At 43.7% G+C, this 22298-nt stretch carries 21 protein-coding genes, 1 tRNA gene, 1 riboswitch and 1 other annotated feature; of the genes, 17 read left to right on the top strand and 5 right to left on the bottom strand.

Features of this window, described 5'->3' with window-relative positions:
• Positions 1–91: 91 nt before the first annotated feature.
• A tRNA-Ala gene (locus J0K78_RS15490) sits at positions 92–164 on the bottom strand.
• A gap of 329 nt (positions 165–493) precedes the next feature.
• On the opposite strand from J0K78_RS15490, the gene J0K78_RS15485 reads away from it, so the two are divergent.
• The 9 genes from J0K78_RS15485 to J0K78_RS15445 all read left to right on the top strand — a co-directional run bounded on the left by J0K78_RS15485 (position 494) and on the right by J0K78_RS15445 (position 9857).
• Positions 494–1267, top strand: coding sequence for an ABC transporter ATP-binding protein (locus J0K78_RS15485; RefSeq protein WP_206947849.1), 774 nt, complete (start codon positions 494–496; stop codon positions 1265–1267).
• A gap of 15 nt (positions 1268–1282) precedes the next feature.
• Positions 1283–3166, top strand: coding sequence for an AMP-binding protein (locus J0K78_RS15480; protein WP_206947848.1), 1884 nt, complete (start codon positions 1283–1285; stop codon positions 3164–3166).
• 1 nt (position 3167) lies between these two features.
• Entirely contained in the window at positions 3168–4052 is an 885-nt protein-coding gene (locus J0K78_RS15475; RefSeq protein WP_206947847.1) for a branched-chain amino acid ABC transporter permease, read from the top strand.
• Between the two features lie 4 nt (positions 4053–4056).
• A complete protein-coding gene (locus J0K78_RS15470; RefSeq protein ID WP_370551150.1) occupies positions 4057–5118 on the top strand; it encodes a branched-chain amino acid ABC transporter permease in 1062 nt (353 codons plus the stop codon).
• A gap of 92 nt (positions 5119–5210) precedes the next feature.
• Entirely contained in the window at positions 5211–6389 is a 1179-nt protein-coding gene (locus J0K78_RS15465; RefSeq protein ID WP_206947921.1) for an ABC transporter substrate-binding protein, read from the top strand.
• A gap of 54 nt (positions 6390–6443) precedes the next feature.
• Positions 6444–7232 carry an ABC transporter ATP-binding protein gene (locus tag J0K78_RS15460; protein ID WP_206947846.1) on the top strand — a complete coding sequence of 263 codons (789 nt, stop codon included), beginning with the start codon at positions 6444–6446 and terminating at the stop codon, positions 7230–7232.
• 230 nt (positions 7233–7462) lie between these two features.
• Positions 7463–8707 carry an L-lactate MFS transporter gene (locus J0K78_RS15455; RefSeq protein WP_206947920.1) on the top strand — a complete coding sequence of 415 codons (1245 nt, stop codon included), beginning with the start codon at positions 7463–7465 and terminating at the stop codon, positions 8705–8707.
• Between the two features lie 231 nt (positions 8708–8938).
• On the top strand, positions 8939–9682 hold the full coding sequence (locus J0K78_RS15450) for a phosphatase PAP2 family protein (RefSeq protein WP_206947845.1): 744 nt from the start codon (positions 8939–8941) through the stop codon (positions 9680–9682).
• A 7-nt stretch (positions 9683–9689) separates the two neighbouring features.
• Positions 9690–9857 (top strand): YqaE/Pmp3 family membrane protein, encoded by a 168-nt coding sequence (locus J0K78_RS15445; RefSeq protein WP_146818851.1) that lies wholly within the window; start codon positions 9690–9692, stop codon positions 9855–9857.
• 42 nt (positions 9858–9899) lie between these two features.
• Here the strand turns inward: J0K78_RS15445 and queE are convergent, their stop codons facing one another.
• Genes queE through queC form a run of 3 tightly spaced genes read right to left on the bottom strand, consistent with a single transcriptional unit; the run spans position 9900 to position 11753 of the window.
• Complete coding sequence (gene queE, locus J0K78_RS15440; protein ID WP_206947844.1) at positions 9900–10628, bottom strand: 7-carboxy-7-deazaguanine synthase QueE; 729 nt, start codon at positions 10626–10628, stop codon at positions 9900–9902.
• A complete protein-coding gene (queD, locus tag J0K78_RS15435) occupies positions 10621–11088 on the bottom strand; it encodes a 6-carboxytetrahydropterin synthase QueD (RefSeq protein WP_160916423.1) in 468 nt (155 codons plus the stop codon). The genes queE and queD overlap by 8 nt, the downstream gene beginning before the upstream one ends.
• Positions 11088–11753: a 7-cyano-7-deazaguanine synthase QueC gene (gene queC / locus J0K78_RS15430; protein WP_206947843.1), complete on the bottom strand. Its 666-nt coding sequence runs from the start codon at positions 11751–11753 to the stop codon at positions 11088–11090. The genes queD and queC overlap by 1 nt, the downstream gene beginning before the upstream one ends.
• Before the next feature lie 86 nt (positions 11754–11839).
• A riboswitch (PreQ1 riboswitch) is annotated at positions 11840–11884 on the bottom strand.
• A gap of 882 nt (positions 11885–12766) precedes the next feature.
• Positions 12767–12979, top strand: a binding site (T-box leader).
• 52 nt (positions 12980–13031) lie between these two features.
• Between queC and J0K78_RS15425 the strand changes: the two genes are divergently transcribed.
• From J0K78_RS15425 to J0K78_RS15415, 3 genes are all read left to right on the top strand, one after another.
• Positions 13032–14267: an argininosuccinate synthase gene (locus J0K78_RS15425; protein ID WP_206947842.1), complete on the top strand. Its 1236-nt coding sequence runs from the start codon at positions 13032–13034 to the stop codon at positions 14265–14267.
• Complete coding sequence (gene argH, locus J0K78_RS15420; RefSeq protein ID WP_206947841.1) at positions 14260–15633, top strand: argininosuccinate lyase; 1374 nt, start codon at positions 14260–14262, stop codon at positions 15631–15633. Before J0K78_RS15425 ends, argH begins: the two co-directional genes overlap by 8 nt.
• 105 nt (positions 15634–15738) lie before the next feature.
• On the top strand, positions 15739–16077 hold the full coding sequence (locus J0K78_RS15415) for a hypothetical protein (protein WP_206947840.1): 339 nt from the start codon (positions 15739–15741) through the stop codon (positions 16075–16077).
• A gap of 85 nt (positions 16078–16162) precedes the next feature.
• Here the strand turns inward: J0K78_RS15415 and J0K78_RS15410 are convergent, their stop codons facing one another.
• Positions 16163–17350 carry a M14 family metallopeptidase gene (locus J0K78_RS15410; protein WP_206947839.1) on the bottom strand — a complete coding sequence of 396 codons (1188 nt, stop codon included), beginning with the start codon at positions 17348–17350 and terminating at the stop codon, positions 16163–16165.
• Positions 17351–17675: 325 nt separating this feature from the next.
• On the opposite strand from J0K78_RS15410, the gene J0K78_RS15405 reads away from it, so the two are divergent.
• The 5 genes from J0K78_RS15405 (at position 17676) to J0K78_RS15385 (ending at position 22205) form a co-directional block, all read left to right on the top strand.
• Positions 17676–18848 (top strand): DEAD/DEAH box helicase, encoded by a 1173-nt coding sequence (locus tag J0K78_RS15405; protein WP_206947838.1) that lies wholly within the window; start codon positions 17676–17678, stop codon positions 18846–18848.
• 169 nt (positions 18849–19017) lie between these two features.
• A complete protein-coding gene (locus tag J0K78_RS15400; RefSeq protein ID WP_206947837.1) occupies positions 19018–19659 on the top strand; it encodes a methyltransferase domain-containing protein in 642 nt (213 codons plus the stop codon).
• 4 nt (positions 19660–19663) lie between these two features.
• On the top strand, positions 19664–20125 hold the full coding sequence (locus tag J0K78_RS15395) for an S-ribosylhomocysteine lyase (RefSeq protein WP_206947836.1): 462 nt from the start codon (positions 19664–19666) through the stop codon (positions 20123–20125).
• Positions 20126–20146: 21 nt separating this feature from the next.
• Positions 20147–21064 carry a PLP-dependent cysteine synthase family protein gene (locus tag J0K78_RS15390; RefSeq protein WP_206947835.1) on the top strand — a complete coding sequence of 306 codons (918 nt, stop codon included), beginning with the start codon at positions 20147–20149 and terminating at the stop codon, positions 21062–21064.
• 4 nt (positions 21065–21068) lie between these two features.
• A complete protein-coding gene (locus J0K78_RS15385) occupies positions 21069–22205 on the top strand; it encodes a bifunctional cystathionine gamma-lyase/homocysteine desulfhydrase (protein WP_160916440.1) in 1137 nt (378 codons plus the stop codon).
• Positions 22206–22298: the final 93 nt, after the last annotated feature.

Below are 22298 nucleotides of genomic sequence, written 5' to 3'. Positions count from 1 at the left end.
TTTTGTAATGTCTCTTATAGGGGTGTTACATAAGACTGATAGGGTAAATAAAGCCACCATTTCCAGTACTGGAAATGGTGGCTTTTGGTAGTGGAGCATAGCGGGCTCGAACCGCTGACCTCTTCGCTGCCAGCGAAGCGCTCTCCCAGCTGAGCTAATGCCCCGTATGTTTTTCGACAATTATTATTGTATATAGAGAGTCAGGAAAAATCAAGAGTTTTTTGAATTCATCTTCCAACAATTGATATTGGTGGGAGGGTAAACTTTTTAAGGAAGAAAGTTTAAATAATCATTTAAAAAAATTTAAGTGAGTGAGGGTTGAATTAGGAACCGATTCCAGCCCTTGTAAATCAAAAGTGGATAGGGTTTATATCATCTTAAAATATACATAATATTCATAAAATTACAAAAACTATATTGACTTCTCTCTTTTAGGTTATATAATACTTTTATAGCTGTGGTAACGCTTACATAAAAGAGGAGGTCTTCACATTTGCCTATCTTAGAAGTCGAAAATATATCATTGAAATTCGGTGGTGTGAAAGCTTTGGACGATGTGTCCTATCACCTTGAAAAGGGTGAAATCTTTTCGTTGATCGGTCCGAATGGAGCAGGGAAGACGAGTATGCTGAACTGCATAAGCGGGCTGTACAAACCTACCTCAGGGTCGATCCGTTTCAACGGAAGAGAAATTCTTGGAATGAAACCGTATAAAAGGACTTCGCTTGGCATTGCCCGTGCGTTTCAAAATATTGCTTTGTTTGAACACATGTCTGTGCTGGATAACCTGAAGCTGGGTCGGCATGTCAAAATGAAGGCGGGGATTTTCACGGGTGGTCTTTACTGGGGTGGTGCGGAAAAGGAAGAGGTCGTTCATCGTCAGTCGGTGGAGCAAGTCATTGAATTTCTAGAGATGCAGGAGATTCGTCATACGCCAGTCGGTACACTTCCATATGGATTGAAAAAAAGAGTGGAGGTAGGACGAGCGCTTGCCCTTGAACCTGAAGTGATTTTGCTGGATGAACCGATGGCCGGGATGAATAGTGCTGAAAAAGAGGACATGGCGCGGTTTATTTTGGATATGCATGAGTTGAATGGGATCACGGTGTTCCTCATTGAACACGATATGGGGGTCATTATGGATCTCTCTGACAAAATTGCTGTCCTGGATTTTGGTAGACGGATTGGTTTTGGTACTCCGGAAGAAATACAGAAGAACCCGGAAGTCATCAAGGCTTATTTGGGTGAACAAGAAGTAACCACATAAGGAGGGGATTGTGGGATGACGCATCGAACGTTGCCTCAGCTTTTGTTAGAAAAAGCAGAAAAGGAAGGGAGGAAAGTGGCCTTACGTCAGAAGAATTTAGGCATTTGGAAAGAATGGACCTGGCGGGACTATTATAGAGAAGTAGAATCATTGGCCCTTGGTTTCCAAGAAGAGTTTTCAATCCAAGCAGGAGAGCGTATTGGAATCATCGGGGACAACCGACCGCACTGGATTGTCACGGAACTTGCGGCTCAGTCGATCGGGGCTGTACCGGTGGGTATTTATCAGGATGCTCCCCCGGACGCAATGGCCCATTACCTAAGAGAATGTGACCCGAGAATTTTAGTGGTGGAGGACCAGGAACAGGTGGACAAGCTTCTTGAAATTATCCATTCGTTTCCTGCCATTGAGGCGATCCTTTTCTGGAATGAAAAAGGTCTCCGTTCCTATTCTCATGATAAGCTAATGGATTTAAAGAGCTTGCAATCCGTTGGCAGCACACGCGCCAGTGAAGATCCGTCATTTTTTGAGCATCAAATACAAAAAGTAAAACCTCTGGATATTGCTTTCATTACGTTCACTTCTGGAGTGACACGGCATCCTAGAGCGGCGACCTTCACGCATTCCAACCTGATCCAAACGGCTTTATCTATTCATGAAGTAGACCCTGTAAAAGCTGATGATGACTATTTATCCTTCTTGTCTCTTGCCTGGATTTGTGAACAAGTGATGGCAGTCGGACTCTCCTTGACGAGAGGAATGACAATCAACTTTCCCGAAGAACCTTCCACCACTTTAAACGATTTAAGAGAAATCGGACCACACCTGATCCAAGCACCTCCACGAACATTTGAGAACATGTTGACCCGCTTCCAAATTCGAATGAATGATTCCACAAAATTGAAGAAGAAAATGTTTGAACTTACCGAATCTGGTATAGAAAAAAACGCACGAGCAAAATTGAGCAACCGTTCGGTCTCTTTTTTATCAAAACTCAAATACTCGCTTGATGACTTTTTCATGTACAGTGCTATCCGTGATCATTTAGGACTTTCGCGAGTAAGAAGGGCTTACGTGACGGGCGGGAGGTTGAATAGGGACGCTTTTGAGTTTTTCCAAGGGTTAGGTGTCAATGTGAAACAAACTTATGGAATGGTTGAAACCACTGGCTATGCTTCTATTCAGAGGGACCGCGAATGGACGGCAGCAGGTGCTGGGAAACCTCTACCTGGTTTATCTATGAACCTGGCATCCAGAGGAGAAGTTCAATGTGAAGGCCTTCAAGTTTTTGCTGGTTATTTAGGGGGGAATCATGTAACGGAACTTTCTACTGGAGATTATGGCCGAATCCTCGATTCAGGAGAAATGGAAATCCGAGGGAGAATGGAGGAGCGATTGCCTTTGGAGTCGACAGATGGGCAATCGTCCAGTGAAATTGAAACCGAGCTTCGTAAGAGTCACTACTTACAAGAAGCTGTAGTCTTCGGGGAAGGTCGGGCCTATTTGACGGCTATGCTCACCATTCATCGAGCCAGCGTGGGACGTTGGGCAGAAAAGAATCAAATCTCTTATACGAGTTACCGGGATTTGACGATGCATCCGGAGGTCATTGAACTTATCAAGGATCAAGTCCTTAAAATGATGCAATCTTTACCTGAGGAAAGCCGCATCAAGCGTTTCGTCATCCTACCCGAAGAGTTACGGTTGAGTGATGGTGAGATGACGTCCACGCAGAAGACGGTAAGAAGAACTGTGGAAAAGAATTACAAGCGATATTTGGCTGCGTTATACAACGACGCCGGACAGTTTGATACCCTTTCAAACCTGAATTCAGAAGAAACATATGAAGGGGAAATCGTACCCATCATCTTATTAGATCGATCACAGGGGGTGGCTTGAGTTGACTTTCTTTATGCAAATGCTGGTCAGTGGAGTAGTAGTAGGGAGTATTTATGCGCTCGTAGCATTAGGGTTCGTCCTAATCTATAAAGCTAGCGATGCTCTGAATCTGGCAAATGGAGAATTCGTACTTATCGGGTCCTATATTTGTTTAACACTTGTCACTGCCTTGAAACTGCCTTTCCTAGTGGCCCTGGCGGTTACCCTGGGCGTGTGTGGTGTACTTGGATTATTAGTTGAGAGAGTCGTACTAAGACCGTTACTGAATGCGCCGACCATTTCAGTCATTATGGCAACGATCGGTCTTGGTAACTTGCTTGCAGGTTTGGTCCATATGGTATGGGGACACCAGACGCGCATGTATCCAAACCTCTTTCCGAACACTCCGGTGACTTTTGGTGAAGTTCTTATTACACCTGTTTATTTATGGTCATTCATTATTGTTATGGCTCTGCTTCTTGCTTTTACCTTTTTCTTTAAATTCTCAAAAATGGGGGTGGCGATGCGTGCGGTTGCCGATGACCTTCAAGCAGCAGCCAGTATGGGGATTAATGTAAAACGGGTATTCGCCATCACGTGGGCGATTGCTTGTATCGTCGCTGCTGTTGGTGGGGTATTGCTTGGAAACATTAACGGCGTGAACGCGACGATGAGTGTAATTGGTCTTACGGTTTTACCCGTCGTTATCCTCGGAGGACTCGATAGTATCCCTGGAGCCATTGTTGGTGGATTTATTATTGGGATATTGCAGAGTATGGCAGGTGGATATATTGATCCTCTTGTTGGAGGGGGATTGAAAGAAGTGTTCCCCTTCATTGTCGTCATTTTAATACTAATGATCAAGCCTTATGGCCTCTTTGGAAAAGGTGGAATGGAAAGGGTGTGAGGATGTGAAAAATCCATTTGTTATGGAATGTGGAAATTACAAAACCAAGTACGAAAAGGATATGGCTATTTTTTCAGTCAAACGGGTGAAAATCAGGGTCCTCGGTCTGGCTATTCTAGCCTTCCTGTTTCCTTTGCTCGCCGATAATTATGTCATCGGTTTAGCGACTTTATGTGCAATAGCCTCCATAGGTGCTATTGGACTGAACATTTTGACAGGATTCACGGGCCAAATATCAATCGGCGTAGGTGCCTTCTTAGGTGTAGGTGGATATACATCTGCCATATTAACAAGTACGTTAGGATTAAGTTTTTGGGTGGCATTGCCTGTGGCAGGCCTCATCACAGCTTCTGTCGGCGCACTGTTCGGGATTCCGTCTTTACGATTGAAAGGGCTTTATCTCGCCATTGCCACATTAGCAGCACAGTTCATCATTTTATTTATCATTAGCCGTTGGACCGGATTGACAGGTGGAACTTCTGGAATGGTCCTTCAACGTCCATCTATCGGAACGTTTTCTTTTATGTCTGCAAGCAGCTACTACTATTTGTGTCTCATCATTCTGCTTTTTACGATCGTTTATACTTTGAATTTATTCCGCAGTCGTACTGGGAGAGCCTTTTTAGCTGTTCGTGATCGTGACGTAGCAGCAGAAATTATGGGCATCAACTTATTCACATACAAGGTGCTTTCCTTCGCAATCAGCTCCTTTTTTGTCGGGATTGCGGGTGCGTTGCTTGCTCATTATACGATGATTGTAAGTCCGGAACTATACAGCATAACGGTATCGATCCAATACTTGGCCATGATTTTAGTCGGGGGTCTCGGGAGTATTCTTGGGTCCATTCTTGGAGCCATATTTATTACGCTTTTGCCGGTGGGACTCGGTTTTGTCATGGATTATATTGCTGTCTATATGCCGGATATGCAAAACACGTTAGCAGCCTTCCAGGAACTTGCCTTTGGTGCAGTGATCATCCTGTTTCTCATCTTTGAACCAGGTGGACTTGCGCATATTTGGAGTAATATCAAAAATTATTTCAAAGTTTGGCCATTTTCTTATTAGTAAGTGGAGGGAAGGGCTTTATACTCTTTGCTCTAACTATAAAACATAGAAAGGGAGTCGAGGATTTGATCAAAACGTACGCAAAATCGTTGATGCTTTGGTTGGGATTCATGCTGTTGGTGGGGATGATGGCTGCTTGTAATGGAGATGAAGCAGCTGGGGGAGATGCAGAAGCTTCTGATGGTAAAACGGTAAAGATTGGAGCGCTTTTTGATATTACAGGTGGAACGGGGGATGTGGGGACACCATATTCTGAGGGTGAAAAAGCTTACTATGAATACTTGAATAGTCAGGGTGGAATTGATGGTGTTCAAGTTGAACTGATTGGTGACGATTACGCCTACGATATGGCAAAAGGTCAGCGATTGTATCAAGAGTTACGTGATAAAGACAAAGTATCGGCTATCCTTGGATGGGGCACAGCGGATACAGAAGCACTCCGGCAGCAGGTAGCCAACGATCAACTTCCTTATTTCTCTGCTTCCTACTCAGAAAACCTTAAAGATTTAGAGGAAAGTCCATACAACTTTTTAACAGCAGCTACATACTCTGACCAGGGACGAGCTGTTGTGAAATGGATCAAGGAGAATCACGAAGGAGGCAATCCGACACTCGCACTTCTATATAACGATACAGCGTTCGGACGTTCTCCAGTCGAAGATATTAAAGCCTACGCGGCTGAAGTTGGTGTCGAAGTAGTGGATGAACAGGTCATTCCTGTAACGGCGACAGAAGCACAATCCCAAATGCTAAATATGCAGGAAGCTGCTCCGGACTATGCCATCATTCAACAAACGTGGGGAGCGACAGCCACAATTTTACGTGAAGCTCAGACGCTTGGCATTGATACCCAATTTATCGGACTGAACTGGGCGACGGGTGAAGGAGTGGTAGAAATTGCTGGGGACGCGGCAGAAGGAATGTTAGGCGTTGTTACCCACGCTTTTCCATATGAAGACTTGGAAGGGCTGTCTGAAATGGAAGAGTACTTGGATTCCAAAGGGGAAAGTCTGGAAGATGTCAGTCAAAAATTCGTTCAAGGTTGGGTAACCGCTAAAATTATGGCTGAGGGTATAGGGAATGCCGAAGAGTTGAATGGAGAAGGAATCCGGAAAGGGCTCGAACAAATTAAGGACATGGATCTCGGTGGTCTGGCCGCTCCTGTCACTTTTTCAGAAGACAACCATGCGGGAACGAATCAAGTTCGTCTAGCAGAGGTTAAGGATGGGAAATTTGAGGTCACCACGGATTATTTCAGTTATGAAGATTAAATGAGTGTGGGGTCTCGTAAAGAGGCCCCTTTTTCAAAAGGAAGGTGATTCAGCATGCTGAGAGTTGATAATATCGAAGTCGTGTATTCGAAGATGATTCTAGTCTTAAAAGGGATGTCGATCGAGGTTCCAGATGGAGACATTGTTGCTCTGTTAGGAAGTAATGGGGCAGGAAAATCTACGACACTGAAAGCAATCTCGGGCTTGCTTGGGGGAGATAACGGTCAAGTGACGAAAGGGAAAATTACTTATCAAGAGCAAGACATCACTTCAATGAGTCCTGATAAAATTGTTCAAAAAGGCATCTTCCAAAGTATGGAGGGACGGAGAGTTTTCACACACCTCACAGTCGAAGAAAACTTAACAGCAGGCGCTCACACGAGGAAAGATCGAAAGAATCTAAAGAAAGACATGGAACGTGTCTATCATTATTTTCCAAAGTTAAAAACGTTACGTTCCCGTCATGCTGGGTTGCTTTCAGGAGGCGAACAACAAATGCTCGCTATCGGCAGAGGAATTATGGCGAAACCAAAGTTATTGTTGTTGGACGAGCCATCCCTTGGAATTGCACCGCTTCTCGTCCAAGAAATCTTTCAAAACATTAAACAGATCAATGAAGAGGAAGGGATGTCCATTCTTGTCGTTGAGCAAAATGCCAATGTAGCGCTCTCCATCGCGGATTATGGATATATCATTGAGGACGGACGCTCTGTTTTGGAAGCTCCTGTATCAGAGTTGCTTTCGAACCAGGAAGTCAAGGAACACTATTTAGGAATAAATGAAGAAGGACGTAAAAATTACAGAGACGTAAAATCCTATCGTAAGAAACAACGGTGGATTTAATAGGGTGAGGTATTAAGAAAAGCACCGCCTTACCTCAAGGGCTGGTCTAAAGAATAGAAAAATCATAAGATATGGACACTTCCAGGGTAGGAGGTGTCTTTTATTGTCCAGGAAATATTCCAGGGTAGTCAGAATGTGTCATAATAAATGGAAAATTGTTTAGGAATTGAGATTATAGGAAAAAGACAGGTAATTAATGAAAAAGAGGTGAAAAAATGTCAGAAAGAAAAGTGAAAAACAGATGGTTGATCGCCTTAGGAGCGGTGGGGATTCATATTTCTATCGGATCTGTTTATGCCTGGAGTAACTTTACAGGTCCATTGAGCGAAGAATTTGGCTGGTCAGCAAGTCAAGTACAATTGACTTTTAGTATTGCCATTTTATTCTTAGGATTATCTGCAGCCTTTTTAGGATGGTTCGTTGAAAAATATGGACCGAGGGTCGCCGGGATTACAGCTGCTATCTTTTTCGGGATTGGTGTGGCTGGGTCAGGAATCGCCGTTAACGCAGGTTCATTATGGATGCTGTACATATTTTACGGGGTTCTTGGCGGTATAGGTTTAGGTGTTGGTTATATCGCACCGGTTTCTACATTAGTAAAATGGTTCCCTGACCGTAGAGGTCTTGCAACGGGGATGGCGATTATGGGTTTTGGTTTTGCAGCAGCTATTGCCAGCCCGTTGATGGACTTTCTTATTAATTCAGTTGGAATCGCAGCCACCTTTTATATTCTAGGAATCAGTTATTTTGTCGTTATGATTGGTTCTTCCCTTTACATGTCCCGCCCTCCTGAAGGTTGGACACCAGAGGGATATGATCCAGACAAGGAAACGGATACGAAAAATCAAGATTTGGCAAACTTGCGTGCAAAAGAAGCATTGAAGACAAAGCGTTTTTATTACCTTTGGACGATGTTGTTCATTAATGTCACGTGTGGAATTGCTGTTATTTCTGCCGCTAAACCATTGTTGGAGGAAAGCGTCGGGGTAACGACAGCCACAGCAGCCACTCTCGTTGGTGTAATGGGCATTTTTAATGGGCTTGGAAGAATCGGTTGGGCAAGTGCTTCCGATTATATAGGTCGTGCAAATACGTATATCACCTTCTTTGTTCTGCAGATCGGTTTATTCCTTGTTCTGCCTTGGACAACCGCCACGTGGATTTTTGTCATTGCATTTTCTATTATTTATACTTGTTATGGAGGCGGATTTGCTACCATTCCCGCGTTCATCGGGGACTTGTTTGGAACAAAAGAACTTGGCGCCATTCATGGTTATATTTTGACAGCATGGGCGGCCGCCGGACTTGCCGGGCCCATCTTTGCAGCTTGGATGAAAGATACGACTGGAAGCTATGAAAACAGCCTCATTTTCTTCTCTGGTTTATTCGTCGTGGCCCTGGTGGTTTCCATTCTGACCAAGATCGATGAACGGAAAAAGCGAAAAGCGTTAATGAACAAAGAAAAAACAGCATAAATAAAAAGAAACTCGGAGGCTAGGAATAGTCCTTGAGTTTCTTTTTTTGTGTAACATTTGTTAGGGTTGTGAAATTGGCGGCAGTTAATCATAAGAACAGAGGGAGAGAGCTCTGTTATTCAAACAATATCCTTCATATTAAAGAGTATCGAGGCTTGTAATTCGAGGTTAACCCCTAGGGATTAGGGGAAAGGTGGAATTAAGAGTTCATGTCAGTCAGGAGGAATCGTGATGTTGTTTTCAGGAACGAAGCTTTCAGACCTTTCGAAAGCCTCTATTATCATTATTTTGACGGGCTTCGCCCTGGTAGGCGGAGCCGTTTATTTTTTCACTGAACTTGCGGCAGAAGTTCTTGAACAGGAGAAATTCATTGTAGATCAAGCAGCTACAGACGTAGTGAGGTCCATCACTACTCCGTGGATGGATGCGTTTTGGGGATGGATCACGGAAATGGGGTCTGTTTTATTTATAACCATAGCATCTGTAGCACTGCTCATCTTTCTTCTGTTCTTTTCTCCCTTCAGCCGTTGGGTAGGTGTTTATTTTGCCATCGTAATGCTCGGCATTAGTGCATTGACTAAATTGCTGAAAGTAACTTTTGAGCGCCAACGTCCAGAAGTGTTGGCGGAGTATGATGGAACTGGTTTCAGCTTTCCGAGTGGACATACAACTGGTTCTGTAGTTTTTTACGGGTTTCTCATTTACTTAATTGTAATCAGTCCATTGAAGAAACAGGTGAAATGGACCATAAATGTAGCGCTGGGGATATTAATTGCACTTGTCGGTCTCTCTCGGATTTATCTCGGCGTACACTTTTTCACAGATGTCTTTGGAGGCATGCTATTCGGTCTTGCATGGCTGCTCGTTTGTATAGCGGCACTGGAAATCACAATATGGAATCAAAGAAGAAGACAATCCGGGAGTGTTCAAAACCTCGTAAAAGGGAAAACTGAAAGGAAGCAGGAGAAAGGGTGATTCAATCATGTTATATATATTAGTCATATTCTTACCACCATTAGCTGTCTTGTTTACAGGGAAACCGTTAAAGGCGCTATTGAATTTAATCTTAACTTTGATTTTTTATGTCCCAGGAGCGGTACATGCTGCCGTAGTGGTGAAAGGGCATTATGACAGCAAGAAACGAGGATGAAAAAAGCCTGACAACATAGGAAATGTTGTCAGGCTTTTTCTTTTAAACTCCTCGTTTATTCCCCCAGACAAGAGCATGTACTTGAGGGAGAACGCGTACTTTATTCAGCTTGGATGAGGCGACAACCTGGTCGATGAGCCATTCATATTGGTCAAGGAGGTGACTGGCTAATGTTCCTGCTTCGTTTTCTTCCAGATCATCATTTCCGACTTGTAAAAAGAAGGGGACATTAGGATATCTTTCATGGACTTCTTCGGCATAGGTCAAGTCATCTTTATTAAAAATCACCACTTTTAAACTCGTGTTCTGAAGGCGTCCGGCGGTTTCCAAACGATACAAGATATCATCCAGAACGTTCCAATTCGTCTTCATTTTAGAGCTGGGTGGTTTAGGAGAAATGGTCAGGTCATCAATTTGAGGGAACCATTCCTGCCAACGGCTGCCCTGTGTTTCAAGAGCTACCTCGATTCCTCTTTCATGGAGAGGAACGATAAGCTCATGGAGATTTTTTAAAAGGGCAGGGTTACCACCGGATATCGTAACATGATCGAACTGATCTCCACCCGTTTCGATCAGTCGAGTCACAATTTCTTCTGAAGTTAACCGTTCGATGTCATGCTTGGCGCTTCCGTCCCATGTAAAGGCAGAATCGCACCACGCACAACTGTAATCACACCCTGCCGTACGCACAAACATCGTTTTTCTACCCACCACCATTCCTTCACCTTGGATGGTAGGACCAAAAATTTCGAGAACCGGGAATTTATTCATCTCTCATCCACTCCCGTCTTGCTTCCGCGAAACTCGTCGGTGTTTCATAAAGTTTTACAAACTCAACACGACACTGATTCGGATCGTCTTTCAAAGCGTCTTCCATTTTCTCATAAATCCAAACGACCATATTTTCGGCTGTCGTATTCATGTTTGGCAGTGTATCGTTCAAATACCTGTGATCGAGGTGGACCTCGATCTGCTCCTTCCAGATTTTCTTGATATCACCGAAATCAATGACAAGCCCAATATCATCGACTAAGCCGCTGACACCAAAAATCACTTTATACGTATGCCCATGAAGGTTTTTACACTTCCCTTCATAACAGTGCAAGTGGTGAGCAGCATCAAAGGTGAATTCTTTACTGACGAGTACACGTTTTTGATGGTACTTTAACTCGTGACGTTTAATGTCTTGATCTATTTTCTGCAAGTTTTCTACAATAGTAAATCCGTACATTATTCAGCCACCTCTTTTTTTGCAACATAAGTATGGAGGCCGTTTCTTCGAAGTTCACAAGCCGGGCATTCGCCGCATCCATCACCGCGAATACCATTGTAACAAGTCAACGTTTTCTCATGGACGTACTCGAAAGCACCCAAATCGTCAGCCATTTCCCATGTTTCCGCTTTGTCGAGCCACATGAGAGGAGTGTGAATGACGAATTCATCATCCATTGACAAATTCAGTGTTACATTCAAGGATTTAACAAAAACATCACGACAGTCTGGATAACCACTGAAGTCAGTCTCACAGACACCTGTAACAATATGTTTCGCTCCGATTTGACGCGCAAGAATGGTAGCAAAAGACAAGAATAATAGATTCCTACCCGGAACAAAGGTAGAAGGAAGTTCCCCATCTTCGCCATCTCTCACTTCAATATCATCCCTGGTTAACGCATTAGGAGCGAGTTGGTTAAGCAAAGACATATCAAGGATATGGTGACGCACCTGCTGATCAGAAGCAATTTCTTTCGCCACTTCAATCTCTTCTTTATGACGTTGATTGTAATCGAACGTAACGACTTCCACGGATTCGAATTTCTTCAATGCCCAGAACAAGCAAGTCGTACTATCCTGTCCACCGCTGAATACAACCACCGCTTTATTATTTTTTTCCATAAAAAAATTCTCCTTTCATCATCGAAAAAGAGAATTCTACACACCCAAAACCATTAAAAAAACCGCACCTAAGGCAAGGTACAGTTCCATCCTTAGTTTTTTATAGAGGGTGTCGCTAGAACCTCTCCTGCCCTGAAGCAGACTTTATTTAATTTACCCTACTCATCTTAACACGAGAATATGCCCCTGGAAACCCTGGCCTATTCAATTTACGTGCATCAGCTTTATTAAACAATATGGCAGGATTGTGGAAGACTCAGTTTCGAGATGTTTTCCGGGGTTCGTTGCCAGGATTGAGCTCAGGGGTGGCTGGGAAGCTACTCGTCTAGCTCCATCGCCCAGACACTCGCGTCATAAGCAGCCCAGCAATGAAATGAAAGGGCAGATTCCATTGCTGGGCTGCTTATGCCAGTCGTGTCTATCAGGGCGATTCCGCATTTGAACACTTTCCTGTTGGGGAGTGGCGAGCTTCCTCGGACTGCGTCCTGCGGGATCTCACCTAACTCCTTCTCCCACGGGAGTCTTGCAGCTTCCCAACCACCCCATACGATGTAGGAGATACCGAACACCAATACCAAGCAAGGTCTCCGCTATCAAGATTGCTGTAGGCATAAAACGCTCTGTATCAAGCTTTCAGAGTGTAAACACCTTGGGTTGAGAGTATTATCCTCATACTCCCATCACACTGAATAGCTGATCGGGAAATGGTTTCGAGACACTGATATAGCAAAGGGGAGGAGGGGGATGGCGAGACTCCTGCGGGAAAAAAGTGCTTGGTGAGACCCCACAGGACGCAGTCCGAGGAGGCTCACCGCGCTCCCGCGGAAAGCGAGTCATCCCCCGTAGCCCCAACCACTGCACAAACATCTCGAAACTGAGTCTTCAAGAATAGGGAGCGTTTGTGGATGAAGGGGTTATGAAAATGGGAATCTGAAAAACTTTTTATTTGAATGTATTTTATGTGTTGACTTCTGCATATGATTTTGTATAATTATAAACAATTAGTTATAAAAATACATTCATGGACGAAGAAAGTACGTATGAATCTGATCGACAGCGAGCCGGGGGCGGTGGAAGCCTGGTGACGGATTGATACGGAAACGCACTTCTGAGATGTTCGGTGAAAAGAGTAGCCAGAACCGGGAGCCCCCGTTATCAGCTTCGAGTTGGTCTGATATACAGACAATGAGAGTGGCACCGCGGATGATTCAAAATCCGTCTCTTACCCCAGGTAGGAGACGGATTTTTTTATGGACAATAATTGAGGAGGTTATTTATATGACAAAACCAAAAGTAGTATTAGCTTATTCCGGTGGATTGGACACATCGATTTCTGTTAAGTGGATCCAAGAAAAGTATGGGTATGATGTCATTGCTTTAGGGTTGGATGTTGGTGAAGGGAAAGACTTGGAAACGATTCGTAAAAAGGCTTTGGATGTAGGAGCGATCAAAGCAATTATGGTAGATGCCAAAGAGATATTGGCTGAGGAATACTTGATGCCGGCTCTAAAAGCGAATGCGCTGTATGAAGGGAAATATCCATTATCTTCTGCTCTATCTCGTCCGCTCATCTCTAAACTGCTGGTTGAAGTGGCAGAGCAGGAAGGAGCGGTTGCTGTAGCTCATGGTTGTACAGGAAAGGGGAACGATCAGGTCCGTTTTGAAGTTTCTATCCAAGCGTTGAATCCTGATCTTGAAGTTATCGCCCCTGTTCGTGAATGGGGAATGACACGTGATGAACAAATCATTTACGCAGAAGAAAAAGGGATACCGGTTCCTGTCAATCTTGAAAATCCATTCTCTATTGATGCAAACATCTGGGGTCGTGCTTGTGAGGCTGGAGTTCTTGAGGATCCTTGGAAGGAAGCTCCTGAAGCAGCGTATGCCTGGACTAATCCGATTGAAAAGACTCCTGATCAGCCGGAGACCATTGAGATTGATTTCATTGAAGGAAAGCCTGTCTCATTAAACGGTGAAAAAATGGATCTTGTGCCTTTAATTGAGTACTTGAACGAACTTGGTGGCAAGCATGGGGTTGGCAGAATTGATCATACAGAAAATCGTCTTGTAGGAATTAAATCAAGAGAAGTTTATGAAAACCCTGCAGCAATGATTTTAATCAATGCTCATAAAGAGCTGGAATTTTTGACACAAACAAGAGAAGTTTCCCAATATAAAGCCAGTGTTGATCAGCAGCTTTCCAAAATCATATACGATGGTTTATGGTATTCACCACTACAACCGGCTCTATCTGCATTCATTGACTCTACGCAGCAGGTCGTCACCGGTACGGTAAAAGTGAAGTTGTTCAAGGGCCACCATACCGTGATTGGAAAGAAATCACCGGTAAGTCTGTATAATGAAGAGCTATCCACCTATTCAAAAGAAGATGCGTTTGATCACAATGCCGCTGTCGGGTTCATTAAGTTGTGGGGATTGCCGACGAAAGTCCATGCGGACGTTCATAAAGGAGAGAAGTTACTGGATCAAGCGGTGGTGAGCCAGCATGACTAAATTGTGGGGCGGTCGGTTTACAAAGCCTACAAATAAGTTGGTGGAAGAGTACACCTCTTCCATCAACTTTGATCAAAAACTTGCGCTTCAGGATATCGAGGGTAGTATGGCTCATGTGGAAATGCTTGGTGCCTGCGACATTATTCAAATGAACGAAGTGATGCAAATCAAGGAAGGGCTACTTACGATTCAAGAGAAAGTGAAGAATGGGGACGTCATCTTTTCTGTTGAGCATGAAGATATTCATATGAATATAGAAAAATTGCTCATTGATGAGATTGGACCTGTTGGTGGAAAGTTGCATACCGGCAGAAGTCGGAATGATCAAGTGGCCACAGATATGCACCTTTATTTACGTGAAAAAACAAAAGGATTGATGGAGCTTGTAGAAGCCGTTCAATCTTCTCTGGTGGAACAGGCGGAAAATCATGTAGAGACGATTCTACCAGGGTACACCCACCTGCAGCGTGCTCAGCCCGTCTCGTTTGGTCACCATTTAATGGCTTATTTTTGGATGTTTGAAAGAGATAAGGAGCGTTTGCAGGATAGTTTGAAGCGGGTCAACTGGTCTCCGCTTGGAGCTGCGGCTCTTGCAGGCACACCTTATCCAATTGATAGACAAATGACATCGGATGCTTTAGGGTTCGATCAGCCTTATCCGAATTCATTGGATGCCGTCAGTGACCGTGATTTTATTCTTGAGTTTTTATCTGTTTCTTCTATTATGATTACACACATCTCACGGTTGTCTGAAGAGCTGATTTTGTGGGGGAGCCAGGAGTTTCAGTTTGTTGAATTGGATGATGCCTTTTGTACGGGGTCGAGCATCATGCCTCAGAAGAAAAACCCTGATGTACCTGAACTTCTCCGTGGAAAAACAGGTAGGATCTATGGCCATTTGATGGGGTTGCTTACATTGCTTAAAGGACTGCCTCTCGCTTACAACAAAGATATGCAGGAAGATAAAGAGGGGATGTTTGATACGGTTGAAACTCTTGAAGGAGCATTATCGCTGCTGGCCCCGATGCTTGCATCAATGCAGGTCAAAGGGGATCAAATGAAGAATGCTGTCAATGAAGATTATTCGAATGCCACAGATATCGCTGATTATTTGGCCGTCAAAGGAATGCCGTTCAGAGAAGCGCATGAAGTGATCGGGAAAATTGTTTTGTATTCAATTCAACAAAAGAAATACTTGTTGGATTTAACCCTGGAGGAATACCAGGATTTTTCATCGCTCTTTGAAGCGGATATTTTTGAAAAACTGAACCCGAATCAAGTCGTAGCTGCACGGAACAGTGAGGGTGGAACAGGGTTCGATCAAGTGCAAAAACAAATTCAACTCGCAAAAGAACACCTCTCTTAATAGAGGTGTTTTTTGTATGTCCGCCTCAAGGAGGAGCCAAAGGTTTGAAAAGCAGAAGGGAAGGATAATATAACCATACCACCGTATATAGAAAGGGATGATCGTATGGCAAAAACCATTCAAGCTTATTTTTCAACTGAAAATGATGCAGAAAGTGCAAAATCATCGTTACAATCTTTATCGGTCGATCAGGATACAGTAGAAGCAATCCCTGAGGATACAGATATGACTCCGATTGTTCCTGTCGCAGGCTCAACGAATTCCGGGGGAGGAACATTCAACTTTACAGAGGTTGTCTCACCTAAACATGACAAGGATAGTGCACTTTCTGATAAAAAGCATTTAACTCACGTGCTTCATTTTTCTATTAAAGAAGAAGAGTACGATCGAGCTGTTGAGGTCATCAAGGAGCACAATGGTCATATGGACAAAAAAGACTTTTAAAAACAGTTACCCCCTGCGAAGACATTACGCAGGGGGTTTGCAGTAGAAAGTGACAAAGCGGTCAAGCGTTGAACGCTGAGTACGTCTACATATATAAACTTGCCAGAAAGATCCCTATCGTTTCCTGGTAGATTTCATCAAACTGTTCGAGGGGGAGAGGGTTTACCCCCATCCCTAATTCTACAGTGAATCCCGGTTGTCGAAAATCCTGAATAAACCAATCCTTATAGCCTGAAAAGCTATCTACATAACGGATGGGTTTGTACCCGCTTACTCTTTCAAACTCATTGACAATCGTCAGGGCACGAGGTGGTTCAAGTCCTTCGTATCCCCAATAAATCACTTCTCCTTGTGTGTGGAAAGCCAACATTTTTTCAAAGTTACGTGCACCCGCAAGCTCAGCCATTGCAACCGTCTCAGGTTCCGTTAAGGGTTGGTAACCAGGGAAGTCTCTTGGTGCAGGGGAAGTCGGTTTCCTTGCAGCGTCCACTTCCCATTTAGCTGGATATTGATTATTTAAATCCACTCCTCGTATATTTGCTTTCCATCCAGAGAAATCAGTATTCCCATCATTGATACTTAATGCCAACTCTCCAAATTCCCCATCGGGTGGTCCGTTCAGAACGAGATCAACCCCATCAGGATCAACCATAGGAACAATGGAAAGTGTCACTTCATCGTAAAAAGGATCGATTTCTAACCCTCGAATGGTCTCTTTATTAGTTAAAGCAAGCAAGTAGTCATTTAAAAACTGCATGATGACGGCAGTGGTAATCCATTCATTCGCATGGAATGAACCATTCCAATGAACTACTTTCGGACCACGGCCGATTTGAAGTTCTACGAGATTTTTCCCCATCACACTATTTCCAATCGTCTGTCTCCTAATGAATGGGTATAATTCGTAAAGTTCATTTAAATCATTAGTTAATACATTAAAGTCATAAGGGCGGTTTCCATCGACGACACGATAGGATATTTGAACGGGTAGGGATAAAATCCCCCCGATTTGCAGCATTCTAGGATTGACAGAAGGATTTAACAATGCGATGGCGTCCAAAGAGATTCGACGCTCACTGGCAATTTTCCAAAAGGTATCGCCGGCTTGAACCCGGTACTGGCTCGTTTCATAACCAGGGATGCGAATGGTTTGTCCAATCTGAAGCGAAGATGGTCCCGTTTGTGGATTCGAATCTATGATTAAATCCAACGGTACATTGAAAAGGTTTGAGTAGTACCACAGGGTGTCGCCACTTCTTACTTTAACGTCCATAGGAGCCCCCCCTTTTTAACAGTCCTTTTTATAACTATATGGAAAATGGCTGAATTGATGAACAAACATCTCTCGATCAATTTTCACGAATCCTAACATAACGATCCTTTTTCAGGTACAATAAAGGAATGGTCATATTCGACGAACTAGCAGGATTCTTGGACTCAGTTTCGAGATGTTGCCGGGGTTCGTTGCCTTTGGAGAGCTTCAGGGGTGGCGGGGAAGCACAGTCTCTCCGCTCAACTGAATTCTCGAAACCGAGTCTTCCACAAGCTTATGCGGAATAAATATCGGATTTAATTTTATTGAAAGTAGTGAAAAATAGATGAAACCATTTGAAAAATTAGGAATATCGAAAGAGTTAACTGAAAAACTGAAGCGGCAGGGGATTGCCTCGCCGACTCCTGTTCAGGAACGTGCGATTCCGCCTTTAATGGATGGAAAAGATATTATTGCTCAAGCTCAGACAGGAACGGGGAAAACTTTCGCCTTCGTATTGCCGATCTTAGAAAAAATTGATCCATCTTCTGAGGCTGTTCAAGCAGTCATCATCACTCCTACGAGAGAGCTTGCGTTGCAGATTACTCATGAAGTGAACAAGCTTAAAAATGAGGAAACTCATGTGCTGGCGGTGTATGGTGGTCAGGATGTAGCAAAACAAGCGAATAAATTGAATGGCAAAGCCCATGTAGTCATCGCAACTCCAGGTCGTTTATTGGATCATTTAAGACGGGAAACTGTAGAACTGACTCATATCCATCAGTTGGTCATCGATGAAGCCGATCAAATGCTGGAAGCAGGATTTCTCCCAGATGTGCAGGATATTATTAGGCAGTGTGGGTCAGAAAGGCAAACGATGTTATTTTCAGCGACAATCACATCACAAGTCCATTCATTAGCAAAGAAAATCACACATAACCCAGAACGGATTGAAGTAAAAGAGGAAAAAGTGACGGTCTCCAATATTAAGCAACTGTTATATGAAACGACCGATCGAGCGAAACAAGATTCTCTTATCCAAATTATGAGTGAACACAGACCATTTCTTGCGGTCATTTTCTGTAGAACTAAGCGCAGAGCGAAAAAGCTGAATGATGCTTTGACTGCCAAAGGGTATGAATCAGATGAGCTGCATGGAGATCTTTCTCAAGCCAAAAGGGAGAAAGTGATGCAGCGATTCCGCGATGCTAAAATTCAATACCTTGTCGCTACAGACGTAGCAGCCAGGGGTCTCGACGTAGAGGGCATCACTCACGTTTTCAACTATGACATTCCCCAGGATCCTGAAAGTTATATCCACCGGATCGGCAGGACTGGGAGAGCTGGAGGCAAGGGATTGGCGATTACTTTTGCCGCGCCTAAAGATAAGCCAGCGCTTAAACAAATTGAACAGCACATCAAACAAAAGTTAGAAAGAAGGACTATGGAGAATCTTTCTCCAGGAAAAAGAGATAAAGAGGAAGAAAAAGCGCCACGCCCTAAAAAACGAAGAAGATAAACGAAACCAGAGTCGCTTCTAGACTCTGGTTTTTTGCTGGTCTTTTATCAGAAAAAAATTACTGTTTAAAAAAGAATAACATTGAGGGTAGTTTTGAAATATGATACATTATAAACATAATTCCGAGTTAACGCATTGGAATTATAAATAATGAGGAGAGATGAAATTTATGGGGATGGAATTCGTCGACCTGTTCAACCAATGGGCAAGTTCATATGACGATACAGTAGCTGGTAAAGATCCGGAATATCGTGAAGTGTTTGAAGGGTACGATGGAATGTTGGAGCGTTTAGCCGAGCTTTCCGTATCCCCTGTCATGGAATTCGGAGTGGGTACAGCAAATTTGACGAGGAAGGTGATCGATCAAAACAAGGTCGTACTTGGGATTGAGCCATCTTCTGAAATGCGGAGAATCGCTAAAGTCAAATGCCCGGAAGCTGCTATCTATGATGGAAACTTTCTGGAGTATCCGGAACTCTTAACGCCTATCCGGTCCATTATCAGTTCATTCGCTTTTCATCATTTGACGACTAGTGAGAAAGTTGAAGCTATCCAGAGCTTTCGAGATCGTCTTGAAGATGAGGGGGAAGTAGTTTTTATAGATACCATCTTTAAAGACGAGGAACATAAACAACAGCTAATCAAAGCTGCCGAAAAACAAGGGTTTTTAAATTTAGCACAGGATTTGCAGGAAGAATACTACCCATTTCTAGAAGAACTAAGAGAGATGTTTGTCCTCAACGGATTTGAGGTAACTTTTGAACAACTAAACAAATACGCCTGGCTCATTCAGGCAAAAAAAGGAGAATGAACTTATGCCAAAAATGAACGTTGAAAGCTTTAACCTTGACCACACGAAAGTCAGTGCCCCTTACGTACGTTTAGTAGGAGTGACCGAAGGAGAAAAGGGAGACAAAATTTATAAATACGATCTTCGTATCAAACAGCCGAACCAGGAACATATGGATATGCCGGCCCTTCATTCCCTGGAGCATTTGATGGCAGAAAACAGCCGGAATCACCATGACCGAATTGTGGATATTGGGCCGATGGGCTGCCAGACAGGTTTTTATATTGCTATTCTTAATGACGATAGCTATGATAACGTGCTGAATGTCATCGAGAAGACTCTTCAAGATGTGTTGGAAGCGGACGAAGTTCCTGCATGCAACGAGGTCCAGTGTGGATTTGCTGCAAGTCACAGCCTGGAAGGCGCACAGAAACTGGCGAAGGAATTACTTGAAAAACGTGAAGAATGGACGGAAGTTTTTCAATAACTAACGGGAGTTGAGAATGCGATGGGTTACGTGAAGAATATACAATCACTAATTGGTCAGACACCGATGATTGAACTCACTCATTCCGAAATCCCGAATCAAGCTAGAATTTTTGCCAAGCTTGAATTCATGAACCCAGGCGGTAGTATCAAAGACCGCCTGGGTTTAAAACTGATTGAGGATGCGGAAGAACGTGGATTATTAAAGCCTGGGGGGACAATTATTGAACCCACGGCGGGTAATACAGGAATTGGCCTTGCGCTGGCTGCGATTGGAAGAAGAATCACCGTCATTTTTGTTACACCGGAAAAATTCAGTCAGGAAAAACAGACCCTGATGAGAGCACTAGGGGCAAGAGTCGTAAATACTCCTACTGAAAAAGGAATGAAGGGTGCCATAGAGAAGGCAGAACAACTGTGTAAAGAGATCCCTCATTCTTTCAGCCCTCAGCAGTTTCATAATCAAGCGAATCCAGAAGCTTATTATGAAACCCTCGGGCCGGAAATATATAAGGATATGGATGGGGAATTTGATATTTTCGTCGCTGGTGCTGGTACAGGTGGGACATTTATGGGGACTTCCCGGTATTTAAAAGAGCAAATGGAGAATGTCAAAACCGTAATCGTTGAACCGGAAGGCTCTATTATAAACGGAGGAGAACCTGGACCACATCGTACAGAAGGCATAGGGATGGAGTTTCTTCCTTTCTATATGGACGCTGATTATTTTGATTCGGTTCATACCATTTCTGATGAGTTGGCTTTCCGCCGTGTGAAGGAGCTTGCTTTAAATGAAGGTTTGCTCGTAGCAAGTTCATCTGGGTCAGCCTTTGAAGCTGCTTTGAGAGAAGCGGAACAGGCGAAGCCGGGAGCAAGAATCGTAACCATTTTTCCAGACAGCAGCGAACGTTATTTAAGTCAAGGTATATATGAGGAGTGAGGACATGAGGAAAAAAACACAGCTGATCCACGGGGGGATCACAGGGGATGAAAAGACAGGAGCTGTAAGCGTCCCTATTTATCAGGTAAGTACTTACAAACAAGACGGGGTCGGTCAGCACCGAGGGTATGAATACTCTCGAACAGGAAATCCGACGCGTTTTGCACTGGAAGAACTAATTAAGGATTTAGAAGGCGGACACAAAGGTTTCGCTTTTGGGTCAGGTATGGCCGCCATAACAGCTGTACTCATGACTTTCAATCATGGAGATCATGTGATTTTCACCGATGATGTGTATGGTGGAACGTATCGTCTTGTATCTAAAATCATCAACCGTTTTGGACTAGAAGCAAGCTTTATTGATACCAGCGACGTGGAAAATATTAAATCAGCCATCACCGATCGTACAAAAGCAATCTATGTGGAAACACCAACCAATCCGCTGCTTAAAGTGACAGACTTAGAAAAAGTGTCTGATCTGGCTAAGGAAAAAGACTTGACGTTTATCGTTGATAATACCTTTAGCACGCCATATTGGCAGAATCCGATTGAACTAGGTGCGGATATCGTCTTGCATAGTGCCACCAAATATTTAGGGGGACATAGCGATGTCGTAGCTGGTCTCGTCGTTGTAAATAATGAGCAGTTGGCGGAAGATGTCCACTTTGTATTGAATTCTACCGGTGGAGTTTTAGGACCTCAGGATTCGTGGCTCCTTATGAGAGGAATTAAAACACTTGGGATCCGCATGGAAGAAATAGAGGAGAACACTCGTCAGTTCGTAGAGTTTCTGCAAGATCTCACGGAAGTGACAGATATTTATTACCCCGGCCTCGACCAGCATAAAGGAAGCGATATACATCAAAAACAAGCGCGTGGTAATGGGGGGATGATCAGCTTTGATGTCGGCAGTGGAGAGAAAGCGGACCAGGTTCTCCGGAACGTAAAATATTTCACGTTGGCAGAAAGTCTTGGAGCTGTAGAAAGTCTGATTTCAGTCCCTGCAATGATGACTCACGCTTCTATTCCTAAAGAGCGACGAGCAGAACTGGGTATTACAGATGGACTCGTCCGCGTATCCATTGGACTTGAAGATATCGAAGACCTTAAAGAAGATTTTCTCCAAGCCTTAAGAAAATAACCGCGGAAAGGAGCACTACATCAGTGCTCCTTTTTCTTCCACAAACGCTCCCTATTCTTGAAGACTCAGTTTCGAGATGTTTGTGTGATTCTA

The organism is Halobacillus sp. GSS1, from assembly GCF_017307035.1.
Taxonomy (GTDB): Bacteria; Bacillota; Bacilli; order Bacillales; family Halobacillaceae; genus Halobacillus; species Halobacillus litoralis.
This window is presented reverse-complemented; position numbering and strand designations above follow the sequence as displayed.

What these genes read in the sequence shown, in the direction of transcription:
- J0K78_RS15480 (WP_206947848.1), top strand. Translation starts at nt 1,283, where the DNA reads ATGACGCATCGAACGTTGCCTCAGCTTTTGTTAGAAAAAGCAGAAAAG.
- J0K78_RS15465 (WP_206947921.1), top strand. Translation starts at nt 5,211, where the DNA reads ATGCTTTGGTTGGGATTCATGCTGTTGGTGGGGATGATGGCTGCTTGT.
- J0K78_RS15460 (WP_206947846.1), top strand. Translation starts at nt 6,444, where the DNA reads ATGCTGAGAGTTGATAATATCGAAGTCGTGTATTCGAAGATGATTCTA.
- J0K78_RS15450 (WP_206947845.1), top strand. Translation starts at nt 8,939, where the DNA reads ATGTTGTTTTCAGGAACGAAGCTTTCAGACCTTTCGAAAGCCTCTATT.
- J0K78_RS15445 (WP_146818851.1), top strand. Translation starts at nt 9,690, where the DNA reads ATGTTATATATATTAGTCATATTCTTACCACCATTAGCTGTCTTGTTT.
- queE (WP_206947844.1), bottom strand. Translation starts at nt 10,628, where the DNA reads ATGAATAAATTCCCGGTTCTCGAAATTTTTGGTCCTACCATCCAAGGT.
- queD (WP_160916423.1), bottom strand. Translation starts at nt 11,088, where the DNA reads ATGTACGGATTTACTATTGTAGAAAACTTGCAGAAAATAGATCAAGAC.
- queC (WP_206947843.1), bottom strand. Translation starts at nt 11,753, where the DNA reads ATGGAAAAAAATAATAAAGCGGTGGTTGTATTCAGCGGTGGACAGGAT.
- J0K78_RS15425 (WP_206947842.1), top strand. Translation starts at nt 13,032, where the DNA reads ATGACAAAACCAAAAGTAGTATTAGCTTATTCCGGTGGATTGGACACA.
- argH (WP_206947841.1), top strand. Translation starts at nt 14,260, where the DNA reads ATGACTAAATTGTGGGGCGGTCGGTTTACAAAGCCTACAAATAAGTTG.
- J0K78_RS15415 (WP_206947840.1), top strand. Translation starts at nt 15,739, where the DNA reads ATGGCAAAAACCATTCAAGCTTATTTTTCAACTGAAAATGATGCAGAA.
- J0K78_RS15410 (WP_206947839.1), bottom strand. Translation starts at nt 17,350, where the DNA reads ATGGACGTTAAAGTAAGAAGTGGCGACACCCTGTGGTACTACTCAAAC.
- J0K78_RS15405 (WP_206947838.1), top strand. Translation starts at nt 17,676, where the DNA reads ATGAAACCATTTGAAAAATTAGGAATATCGAAAGAGTTAACTGAAAAA.
- J0K78_RS15400 (WP_206947837.1), top strand. Translation starts at nt 19,018, where the DNA reads ATGGGGATGGAATTCGTCGACCTGTTCAACCAATGGGCAAGTTCATAT.
- J0K78_RS15395 (WP_206947836.1), top strand. Translation starts at nt 19,664, where the DNA reads ATGCCAAAAATGAACGTTGAAAGCTTTAACCTTGACCACACGAAAGTC.
- J0K78_RS15390 (WP_206947835.1), top strand. Translation starts at nt 20,147, where the DNA reads ATGGGTTACGTGAAGAATATACAATCACTAATTGGTCAGACACCGATG.
- J0K78_RS15385 (WP_160916440.1), top strand. Translation starts at nt 21,069, where the DNA reads ATGAGGAAAAAAACACAGCTGATCCACGGGGGGATCACAGGGGATGAA.